Genomic DNA, 11,633 nt, shown 5'->3' on the forward strand with positions numbered 1-11,633 from the left:
ACCTCTCCTTGTAGTACCCGGCCTCAGCGGCCGCCGAAGAACCTGCCGCTGAGCTTCTTCCTGAGGCCCGACGCAGGCATAATGTGCTTCCTGACCCACTTCTCCGCGTCAGGGTCGCCGGGGAGCCCGGAGAGCACGGTCGCCACGAACCTGTTACCGGAGTCCTCGTCAAAGCCGCACACCCATGCACGGCACAACGCCAGCACCAGCTCGTCCTGGGAGTGCAGGAGGTGGTGGGAGGCGGTCTCCACCTCGGTCAGGGCCTCCCGCTCAGCCTGCTGGTCCTGGTGCCTGGAGCCGCTCATGAGCCAGTAGAGCCGGACCACGGCCCCCGCGACGAGGACGGAGTCGACCTCCTCCCCGTCGACCAGGAAGGCGTTCGTCTCCTCCAGGCGTCCCGCGAGCAGCCCCAGACGCTCCTGGGCCAGCACGGTCATCTCCGGGCGCAGGCCCTCCAGGCGCACCGCCTGGTCGTTCCACAGCACCAGCAGGAGGACCGCGAGCGCCCGGTCGCAGACGTCCTGCTGGTAGGGCGTGAGCCGCACCGACTCCGGGGAGGGGGGCGCGGGCGGGCGGGGCGGGTCACCCGGGTAGCGGATGTCCTGCCGGGCGGGCGGGGCCTGGGTCCAGGGGTCCGGGCCCCACACGCCGTACGGGTCAGGCCCGGGGGCGCCGTCCTGGGGGGCCGGGTCCTGCACGCCCTCCGGGGCGGGCGGGGCGGCGTCGGGCACGGCCTCGGGCTGGACCACCTCGGGCTGGGGGGCGTCCTCGGGCGGCGCGCCGCCACCGGGGGCCGGCCAGGCGGGCCGCCCGGCCACGGCCTGGGGGCCCACATGCCCTGGGAGGTCAGCAGGGACTGCAGCGCTACCAGGATGTTGCCCGCCAGGCAGCACGCCACGCTGGTCTCCAGGCCGCTGGCCAGGGGGACCTGCCGGGAGAGCGTCAGCAGCGCGGCGGCGGTCCCCTGGCTCATTGCCTCCAGGGGGGTGACGCTGAGCTGCTCGAGGGAGTGCTGCTTGACCCGCATGAGCCACTTGGCGGCCTCCTGGGCCCCCTCGCCCTGGGGGTCGCGGGCCAGTACCCGGCTCACCAGCACGACCCTGTCGGCGCACAGCGGCGTCATCGCCAGCGCCTGACGTGGGGTGCAGACGGCGACCAGGGAGTCCACCACCGTGGGGTCCAGGTGGAAGCGGCGGGACAGGGCCCCCAGGAAGGCCAGGACCGTCTCGACGTCGGTCCCCGGGGCCCCCAGGAAGGCCAGCGCCACCTCGGCGCCCAGGGCCGGTCCGAGCGTCCTGGGGCCGTCGGCGGCGAGCCAGGCGGCGACCTGCCTGTCCAGGCGGGGCAGCACCGGGACGTCCTCCACGGGGACCACCAGCAGGTCCTCCACGAGGACGCGGATGGCGTCCATGAGGTCCGGGGCCGGACTGAGGCCCAGGACCTGGCCCCGCAGCAACGGGTTCCCGGGACCCACCAGGCTCTGGGCGGAGTCAATGACCAGGCGCATTGTGTCCGCCTCCCCCAGGACCACGCCGTCACGGGTCAGCCGGTCGGCCAGGAGGAGGTGGGCGATGGGCGTGTCACCGACGGTGCGCTCAGCGGTCCTGACCAGGAGCCTCAGCCTCATGTCCCGGCCCGGCTCGGGCTCCGTGGTCCAGCTGCGCAGCCAGTAGGTCACCGTGGCGGAGGCCTGACGGGTGTCGTCCAGCAGCCAGCCGCTGTCCGCGACCGCGCTGTCCAGGTACTTGTTCACCAGCCCGGAGACCACGCCGCCCACGGGCGTCCCGAGCGGGACGGCGTCCAGCTTGGCGTACCAGCTCGCCGGGTCGGTGTCCGAGGAGTCCAGGAAGCGCTCAGTCAGCAGGCCGGTCAGGTAGGGGTTCTGGGCCAGGGCGGCCGGCTGGCAGGTCATGAGCTCACGGTCGACGTCGGTTATGACGTTGATCACGTCTGAGAACAGGCCTGGTTCGCTGGCCTCGGCCATGGCCAGGGGCCAGGCCGGGGTGAGCTCACGGTGGTCCTCCAGGAGGCTGAGGACGGTCTCCAGGCCCTCCTGGCCCGTGACCCACCTCGCCATGCTGGAGGTCATGGCCGCCACGAGCTTGCCCCAGGTGCCCTGCGGGGCGGACGTGGGAGGGCTGTCCGGGTTAATGACGACCAGGCCGGGGCGCGCCTCGACCGCCTCCAGCTCCGCCAGGGGGACGCAGGCCAGGTCGGTGGGGGAGGCCATGACCGCGTCCACCTCCGTCATGGTCCCGGCCGTCTCCAGGGTGGAGAAGCCCAGGTAGCACCCGGTCAGCGGGGCGCAGCAGCGTTGCAGGGCCGCGACCCACAGGGCCGCCTCGTCGGTGGAGCGCACACCCAGCAGGACGGTGGTGTCCGGGGCGGGGCGGGGCGGGCCGGGCACGCGGGAGGCCAGGACCGGCTCCAGGGCGTCGGCGAGCGCGGTCAGGACGGCGCCGCGCCCCTTCTGGAGGACGAACTCGGTCACGGCGTCCATGGTGGTGACCTCGCCGGGGACCAGGTCCTGGGGCGGTGGCAGGACGGCGTCGCGCACGGCCTGCGCCCCGAAGGGCGTGACCCACCCCGGGCTGCGCCACAGGTCCGTGGTCCGCAGGGACGGCGCGGCCTGCCTGGGCAGCAGGAGGACGTGGGTCATGGAGTTGGTGCGCCCGGTGGAGTCCGTGCCCGCGGGGGCGGTGTGGACCAGGACGGTACCGGAGGAGGAGGGCACCTGACGCAGGCGTCGGTCCGCGGCCGCCACCTGCTCGGGGGTCGGGTACCCCGGCAGCGGGCGGGTGCCGCTCAGGCCCGGGTCGATCAGGCTGCGCAGCCAGTCGGCCTCGGCCTCGTCCATGCCGGGGGTGGTGGCCATGGTCTGCCAGCCGCTGAGCTCCTGGCCGTCCACCACCCGGTCCACGTTGGTGTAGAGCAGCTGCTCCACCGAGGGCGTGCTGTTGTAGGTGGTCATGACGTCTCACCGCTTCCGTAGGAGGCTGAGGGGCGGGTCGGTGAGCGCGTAGCACTCCAGGGCGTGGCCGTGCCCCTCGGTACCGGCCACGGCCGGGCGGGCGTTGACCAGCAGGCGCACGTAGCCGGGCCCCAGGTCCTTGTGGTCGAACCACATGCTCATGGGCACCCCGTGAGGCGGCAGCAGGACCGCGGTGTGGGTCTCCTGGCCCCCGTCCTTGGTGGGTCGCTCCAGGTAGAGGGGGACCGGCTGGCCGTCCCCGGCGTGGAGGGGGAAGTGGTCCGGGTTGTAGACCAGGCTCATGCCGACGGCGTCGTCCTGGCGGGTGATACCGACCTGGGACACGACCTCGACCTCCACCAGGGCGCCGAACAGGGTCACCTTCTTCATGAGCGGCCACTTGAGCGTGTACCGGTACCTCCACAGGGGCGGCGCCTCCAGGCTGACCGGGGCCGAGGTGATCTGCTGGCCCCCGTGGTAGGTCAGGGAGTTGAGGTAGACCGTGCTGCCCTCCGCCGGCAGGCCGCCGGGGACCATGCACCCGCCGTCGGTGCGGTACCGGTCCTGGTTGACGCTGACCAGCGGCGGGACGTCGGGGTCGAAGGGCTGGTCGACCGGCAGGGCCCGCAGCTCCACGGAGGTCGCGTCACCGGGCCAGGTGAAGGTCACCAGGTCCCAGGAGCCCCGGCGTCTCAAGGTGGCGTTGCGGATGCCGCCGGCCCGCTTGAGCTGTACCGGGGTGCCAATGGTGGAGGTGCCGTCCTCGTGCCTGGTCACGGGGGTGAGGTAGCAGGTGTCCCACTGGCTGCCCTCGGGCCAGACGACCTTCTCCAGGGTCCGCAGCTGGCGGTTGGGGTCCTCAGTGGCGCTCAGGCCCGCGGCGCTGGTAATGGCGTCGGACTCCTTCAGGCCGGCGGACTCCAGCTGGCTCGTGGCCAGGGTGCCCTGCGCCAGCGCCGCGGCGTCCACCGGGGAGTCGGTGCGGTAGACGACGACGTCGGACAGGGGGTTCTGGGTCCAGGTGACGCTCAGGAGGGTGCCGCGCACGCCCTCGGCGCCCTGTGCCTGCTGGTGGGCGCTCAGGTCGGTGACCGCCTCACGGACGAGCTCAGGGGTGATGTGCGCCACCTGTGGGGCGGAGGTGTAGGTCTGCCCGGACACGGTGACCTCGACGGCGGCCACGTAGGTGTGCTTCCTGCCGCCGACAAGGCCGTCACTGTCCTGGAACCCGGCCCCGTTGTTGGGGATCTGGCAGGAGAGCCAGGCCATGCCGCGCAGGTAGCGTCCCACGGGCTTGTCCACGGGGAGCCGGGCGGTGAGGACCGTGACCTGGCCGTCCGCGGGCGCCGTGGGCGGGTTCCACCTGCCCTCGACGGCCCGGCTCATGGTGTCGAAGGAGAGGGTCCACCCCTGCAGGGGGTGGACGACGACGGCGCTGGCCACCCGCCGCCCCTGCCCCAGGACGCTGGTCCTAGAGGAGGGGCGCGTGTACCCCCACACGGTGACGAACCGGACGGCGGTGGTGGGCGGCGTGGTGTCCCGGGCCTCCAGGTCCTCGGTGACCGCCACCTGCTCGAAGTCGTCGGGGACGTAGGGGTCCTCGGTGTCCGAGACGACCACCCGGTAGACCTCGTCCTCCCCGGGGTCCTCCCAGCGGTACAGGAGCGTGCCGTCCACCCGCTGCACGGTCACGGCGTGGTGCGTGCCGCCCTCGACACCGACCTGGTCGCGGTCCGGCCGGGAGTAGTCGAAGTCCGGGAACACCCACGCCGGTGCGGGCTGCGGGGCCTCGGGTGCGGGTGCTGGCTCAGGCAGGGTGGCCGGGGCGGGCATCGCGGGCCCGGCCACCGGCGCGGGCCCGGCCACGGGGCGCGCCTGCGGGGCCTGTGGAGTCGGGGCCACCGGGGCCGAGGCCTGTAGCGCCGATGGCGCCGTGGTCGGGGCCGGTGGCGCCGTCTCCTGGCGGGGCGAGGGCACCTGGGCAGGTGGGGGCGTCCCCTGTCGCGGCGCCGGGGACTCCGCAGCCGGGGAGTCGGCGACCGGGGAGCTGGCGGCCGGGGGCTCGGCGGGCGGGGAGGCCTGGGGGGCGCCGAAACGCTGGTTGAGCATGTCGGCCAGTGGGACGGCCACCCTGTCCCTCAGGCCCGCGTTCCCGTCCAGGGCGACCCGCGCAATGGTGTCGGGTGAGAAGGTCAGGTGCTCCCCCTGCTTGTCAGCCGTGGAGTAGATCGTCTTCCAGCTGGAGGGCTTGAGCCGCTCGCGCGCCTCGTCGGGGGCGGTGGACAGCCACTTGGTGACCGCCATCGTGAAGTCGAAGAAGGAGAAGGTCATTAGGGTGTCCTCGTGTCAGAAGGTGACGTCACGCTGCCAGGGCTGCATACCGTCGGCAGGGGGGTCCTGCGCAGCCGGGCGTGAGGTGCCGGGGCCCTCCTGCTGCCAGTCGTGGACGACCCGCTCGTCACGGGGGGCGGGGTAGACGAAGTTCCCCGGGCTAATAGGCTGCGTGGCCGCCATGAGCACCATGGTCTCGGACAGCCCGTCCCTCTGCTCGCGGTACCAGGAGTACCGGGGCTGGGTGAGCACCGCCCCGCCGGTGCGGGCCCGGGCGCGCAGGACGGCCTGCACCACGCTCTTGTGGGCCGCCTGGGCCAGGTCCTGGCGGTAGTCGACCAGCTGGCGGGTGTCGCCGTCGGGCATGGTGATCTCAAGGTCGAGCTCCGGCCCGGACCCGGTCTTGAGGATCTCCAGGCACCTGCCCCACCGCTGGGCGCCGGCCGAGGAGGTGACGCCGCCCTGCTCCAGGCCCTGGGCCCAGTTGCTCAGGGCGGTCCCCTGGGTGCCGCGCTCGGCGGTGACCGACAGCTGGCGGGTGACCAGGAGCTGGCGCTGGTCGGGGGTGAGGTAGGCGCCCATGTGCTCGTTGAGGGCCTGCCAGGCCTCGGTGAGCCAGCCGACCTGGAAGACGTCGGTGCGCAGGGCGGCCGCCACGTTGGCCAGGTGCTCGGTGCCGGCAGAGACGGTGACCCGCTGGATACCGGCGGGCAGGACGGTCTCGTGCTCGCGGGCGGTGCGCTCGGTGTCCCTCTCCCCCAGGGGGTCGGTGAGGAAGGAGGTCAGGATGCTGGCCCACCGGTCGAACTGGGCGTAGGCCTCCCCCTGGGCGGCCAGGTCCTCCATCGCCAGGCGCAGGTTGGCCAGCAGGTCGGGGTACTGGGTGCTGGTCCTCTCCAGCCGGTAGCGCAGGCGGAAGAACTCACGCTGCTCCTTGACGAAGACCGTCAGGGAGACGATCAGCCACACCAGCACCAGGACAGCGCAGACAGCGCCGACAAGACCCCATCCGACCTTCCCCAGCACCCCGACCACGGCCAGGACCGCGAGCCCGCCCAGCAGGAGGGCGGCCAGGACGGCGAGGATCCGGCCCAGACGACGCTGGCGCACCTCCAGGTCGCCGAGCTCGTCCTCGCTCTCCAGGGAGCGGATCTCGCCCCTGAGCCGGTCGATGTCGGCACGGGTGGCCTGGAAGACCTCTGCCAGGCTCCGCCCCACCTGCGGCAGGAGACGGTGCTGGTTACGGCCCTGCCACCGGCTCAGCTCCATGTGGCACTCGGCGGCCCGCCGTGCGCGCGGGTCCTGGGACCGGGACAGCTCCTGGAGCCGGGAGGAGACCCGGTCGACCTCCAGCTGGTCCCAGCAGCGCAGTCTGGTACCGGCGGGGACGTCACCCAGGGACTCCCTGATCTCGAAGACGCCGTCGGCACTCAGGGCCGGGGCGATGAGGGCCTGGTCGCACACGCAGCCCTCGTGGGGTCCCAGCCCCAGGTTGGCGCAGCCCGAGCCGTCCACGAGCGCCATGCTGCCGGTGGTCAGATCCTGCCACAGGGCACCGAAGTCACGCCTGACCGGCTGGCTGGAGCGCTTCATGTCCTCGGGCATGGCCGTGCTCGCGCTGCTGGCCGCCGCGGCCAGCTCACGCCAGCCCACGGAGCGTCCGGAGCTGTCCACGCCGCCGACAATGACGTCCACGGCGCTGTCCTTACCGAAGATCACCGACGTCGTGGTGGACGCGATCCCGGCCTTGGCGCGGCGGACGAGGCCCCTGGCCCAGGCGCCCGGGGCCCCGATAATGGCCCGGAAGAGGAAGGAGAAGAACAGTCCGAGCGCCTTGAACAGGCCCATGGTCTGGGCCGGGACGACGCGCACCTGCACGGGCGGGCGCCGCAGGGACTCGGTGTGCCGCTTCCTCCAGGCCTGGGTGAGGGCCTCGATACGCGCCTCGGGGTCGGCGTAGGGCATCACCTGCATCCCGACCGAGACCTGGTTGGGGCGCGGGAAGGTGCCGGACAGGCGCAGGACCTGGTGGCGCAGCTTGTCCTCGACGTCGTGGGCGTCGGTGACCCGCACGAAGCAGCGGGCGACCTGGACGTCCAGGGAGGTGTCCGGCCCGGCCCCGTCGTAGGGGGCCTGGCTGACCGCGCCGGCGATACCCGCCTGCACGCTCAGGGCCACGGCCACGGCCCCGGGGACGGTGGCCGGGTTGTTCCACCAGGGCACCTGGTTGAAGCCGGGGTCGGCCGTGGACTCCGGGGAGACCATGACGTCCTCCCAGCCAATGCGCCCCAGCTCGGCGGGCAGGGGGTCCGCGCTCCAGGGGACCACGACCCGCACGCTGTGGCGCACGGCGCCGTTGGGCAGGCCCAGCAGCTGGTAGAACTGCTCGGCCGTGGCCGGCAGGGCGTCACCGGCGGGGTGGCCCACCGGGACCAGCACGAGCAGGCGCAGGCGCTCCAGGCCGTGGTGGTTGACCAGGCGCGAGTACGTGGAGGCGCTCAGCGCCCCGTCACGGACCTCGACGGTCCTGGGGTCCAGGCAGTCCTGGGCGTTCTCGGGGTCCCTGGGCGCCTCGACCCAGGCGAAGGGGGCCAGGAGCCCGGCGGCCGACAGGTCGGCCAGGGCCGCCAGGACCGGGCGCTGGCTGGGCGGGGCGACAATGAGGACGGCGGAGCTGGCCTTCTCCTGCTTGTGGGTGGCCATCTCAGAACACCATCCCGCCGTCGGAGAAGGGAAGGCTGCCGGGGCCCTCGGTGCCTGCGGGCTTGAGGGTCTTGAGGACGTTACGAACGTGCATGAGCTCCTCACTCATCTCCTGGGCCAGGTCGACGGTCAGCGGCGTCCACTCCACGAGGTTGCGCCGCCGGTAGTTGGTGAACCAGCCGGGCTCGTCCTTCTTGCCCCGGCCGGGCAGGTAGTGCTGGTCCAGGTAGGCCAGGACCGAGTCGCAGTAGGCGAGCAGCACCTCACGGCGCTCCTCGGGCGTGGTGGCCTTCTCCAGGCCCTGCACCGCCGGGGCCAGGTCGTCGACCGTGCCCGTGGCCAGCAGGTCAGCCAGGTTGTCCTCCACCGGGGTCGGGATGCCGAAGGTCCTCTCGGGGTCGTTCTTCCCCGCCTCGGCCCACCGGCGCATGACCGTCCAGGGCCGGAAGGCCTCCAGCCCCTTCTGGGAGACCTCCAGGTAGGCCAGCAGCGTGGACTCCAGCACCGCGGGCAGCAGGGCGTTGGCCACGATCATCTCGGAGGGGGGCGTGAGCAGCGGGGTGGGGAAGTCCAGCCAGCGCCGGTCCTCCCTGTCCCAGATGCGTACCGGGGTGTAGTCGGCCTGCTTGTCACCCCAGGCGGGGCGCTCCAGGCCGCCGCACAGCGAGGCCACCCACCAGCCACGGATCTGCATCCGCCGGTCCGCGTCCCCCACCGGCACGCCCCCCGCCAGGGGGCGGGCGCGCCGGAAGGTCCACATCTGCTTCCTGGCACCGGGGGACCCCTTGGCCTGCTCCCAGACCGTCTTGACGGAGTCCAGGATCCCGGAGTAGGCGGCCGGCAGGGTCCGGGAGAAGGAGCCGAAGACGTCAATGCGTGAGACGGCCGCGTCGGTCTGGGCGGCACGTTGGATCCGGCGGGGCAGCTCGGCCTTGTCCACGTCCGGCAGGGTGGTGACGTAGTCGCACAGCTGCTCGGTCACCGCCTCCCCCACGGGGATGGGGGTGAAGCTGTACTCGCGCTGGAACTTAGCCGCAGCGGTCCCCTGGTGGAGCCGCTCGTAGAGGCCCTTGTTGACCTCCGTCAGGGGGCGGGCCATCTCCATGGTCCTCTTCAGGCCCTCGAGCACGGCCCGGGAGCGCTGGTCCCGCTCGTAGTCGCCCACGCCCTCGTCGCCGAGGTAGTCGCGGATGGACTGGGAGCAGAACTGCTCAAAGGACTCCCCGCGCCGGGCCACGAAGGCGCGCGAGCGCTCCAGCAGGTCCACCGGCCTCAGGCGCAGCTCGTAGCGGGCCGGGGTGGGCAGCACCCCGCCGGTGGCCCCCTGCAGGCCGCTGGGCACCCAGGCGGTGGCCACCGTCAGCAGGTCGGCCGGGGGCCTGACGTCGGCCCCCTGCTCCCACACCCCGGTGACGACCTCACGGACCGCCTCGGCGTAGGCCTGGTGCAGGTCCGCGTTAAAGGGGGGCTGGACGGAGTCGCGCACGTGCTCGTTAAAGCATCCGGGGTACTCCGAGACCGGCATGAGGACCACCTCGTTGTGGGCGGTGGCGAAGCGCACCGGCACCGCCGCGGCCTCCGCCTGCCCCGCCTCGGGCTCGGCGGGCCAGGCGGTGTAGAACGAGGTCGCGACGTTGGCCACGCCCCGTTCGGTGGTCTCGGTGTGGCGCGCCCCCCGGAGGACCTTGCTGGCGTCCTCCAGGGCGTCCTGGAGAGGCTTGATCGCCGAGCGGGACAGGTCCTTCAGGGCGGTGGCCAGGTGGACGGAGGTCCGGGCGGCCAGCCACTGGTAGAGCTGCTCCTGGAGGGCGACCTGGACCGTCTCCGCCAGCCTCTCGGCCCCGACGCCACCCAGGACCGCCTTGGCCATGGCGCGCATCTTGGTGACGAGGTCGTTGGGGATCTCCAGGGTGTTGGCGGGCTTGAGCCCCTCCAGGGCCGCCAGGCGCGGTACCAGGGAGTCAATGACGCCCCCGGGCTCGCGTACCCGGGCCAGGACCGTGGAGGCGTAGGGCAGGCCCAGCCGGGCGATGGCGGAGCGGGTGGTGACGACCACCCTCTGGGCGATCTCCTGGGAGCGCTGCAGGGCCAGGGCCGCCGCCACCTTCTCCAGCTCCTCCAGGACGCGGGGCCGGTGGTAGTCCAGGAACTGGGCCATGCTCGTCCCCCACTCGGGGACGGGCATGCCGTCAGCCTGGGGACGCTGCCCCATGACGGTGGCCACGGCCTCCCCGGCCCGCTGGTTGAGGACGGCGCGGTTGACGCCCTGGCTGACCTCCTCGGAGAGCAGCCAGTTAATGACGCCCTGGTCCGTGGCGGTACCGGCGGTGCTGAGCACATTGACCCCCACGCCGTCGGGCAGTCCCAGGTCGCGCAGCTCCTGGCCCTGGTAGTGCTGCCAGAGGTTGGCCAGGCGCTGGGTGTCGCTGGTGGTGTCTCCCGGGATGCGGAACCCGTCCATGACGTGGTCCACGGCCCTGCGGGCCAGGCGCTGGGAGGCGTACTCCGCGTAGCGGTCCCGCCCCGTGCTCAGCGAGGCGTAGCCAAAGGAGCTCCACGCCGTGTTGTCCGGGTCTACGCCCCAGCTCACCAGGTCACGGTTAGGCACGTCAATATGATTCGCGACGTCATAGCTCACATAGTCCTGGAAGGCGTCGCCGGCGATATAGCGGGCGAGCCCGCGCCCCATACCGCGGAAGACCCCCTCGGAGCTGCCGTCGCCGAACACCGCGCCGGAGCCCCCGGCCTTGAGCCCAATAGGGGTCACCCGCTTAAAGGCCTTGCCTGCCGTCACAGAGACCCCTAGCTTGGCGTACAGGTCCCGGTCCACTCTCGCGGCCTCTCCGTCAGCACCCGACTGGGTGGCCACGATCTCACCGAGCATGGCCAGGGTGTTGCCCGGCATCCCCTGCCGCGCATTGGCCGGCACCGACTTCTGGAAGACCTCGGCCGTGTACAGGAAGACGCTGATACTGTCCGGGTTGATCCCCAGTTCCAGGCTCGTCCCTGCCACCAGGCGGCACACGTCCAGGGTCATGGAGGCCCCCGAGCCCCCCGCCATGGAGGAGACCACCAGCACCATGGACGCCAGGTCAATGGCCGGGGCCGTGCCGACGCCGGGCACCCGCCGGGCCACCTCCTCGGCCGCCCGCAGGGAGTCGGGGTGGCCCATGGCCTCGACCGCCTGGCGCACCGCGTCCTGGATCTCCGCCAGCCTGGTGAGGATGACCAGCCGGCCGATCCCCCGGTACTGGCCGGCCCCGATGTTCAGCGGCACCGTGACGTCCTGCGGCCTGCGGGGCAGCCAGGTGGCCAGGTCCCGCAGCCCGGTGGAGGTCTGCGCCTGGACGTCCTCCATCAGGGCCTCGTCCACGATCCGGTAGGCGCCGCTGGAGACGCCGCAGGACACGTAGTGTCCGCCCTGCCTGGACACCGGGGCGACCGACGCGGGGGGTTCCTCCTGAAGGGGTGTGTCCACGTTGAGGAACTGCCAGCAGCCCGGAATCTCCTTGATCCCGTAGACCTTGAGGTCGGCCCGTAGCTGGTCCATCATGTAGGCGAGGGTCTTGGCCCCTGAGCCTCCGCACCCAATAACGAGTACGCGGTACATCGTGCTGTTCGTCCTTTC

Annotated in this window: 5 protein-coding genes; all 5 read right to left on the reverse strand. The window is 72.4% G+C overall.

What is annotated here, in order from left to right:
- Window positions 1-23 precede the first annotated feature (23 nt).
- The 5 genes from C3V41_RS06925 to C3V41_RS14180 are packed head-to-tail and all read right to left on the reverse strand — an operon-like array spanning window position 24 to window position 11,558.
- Window positions 24-485: a hypothetical protein gene (locus C3V41_RS06925; RefSeq protein WP_106109656.1), complete on the reverse strand. Its 462-nt coding sequence runs from the start codon at window positions 483-485 to the stop codon at window positions 24-26.
- Entirely contained in the window at window positions 434-2,971 is a 2,538-nt protein-coding gene (locus tag C3V41_RS06930) for a GAP1-N2 domain-containing protein (protein ID WP_106109657.1), read from the reverse strand. The genes C3V41_RS06925 and C3V41_RS06930 overlap by 52 nt, the downstream gene beginning before the upstream one ends.
- Before the next feature lie 6 nt (window positions 2,972-2,977).
- Complete coding sequence (locus tag C3V41_RS13300; protein WP_174714762.1) at window positions 2,978-5,302, reverse strand: hypothetical protein; 2,325 nt, start codon at window positions 5,300-5,302, stop codon at window positions 2,978-2,980.
- Between the two features lie 15 nt (window positions 5,303-5,317).
- Window positions 5,318-8,005 (reverse strand): hypothetical protein, encoded by a 2,688-nt coding sequence (locus tag C3V41_RS06940; protein ID WP_165271594.1) that lies wholly within the window; start codon window positions 8,003-8,005, stop codon window positions 5,318-5,320.
- Window position 8,006: 1 nt separating this feature from the next.
- On the reverse strand, window positions 8,007-11,558 hold the full coding sequence (locus tag C3V41_RS14180) for a tubulin-like doman-containing protein (protein WP_302475968.1): 3,552 nt from the start codon (window positions 11,556-11,558) through the stop codon (window positions 8,007-8,009).
- Window positions 11,559-11,633 lie beyond the last annotated feature (75 nt).

It is taken from the genome of Actinomyces sp. oral taxon 897, assembly GCF_002999235.1.
Classification (GTDB): domain Bacteria; phylum Actinomycetota; class Actinomycetes; order Actinomycetales; family Actinomycetaceae; genus Actinomyces.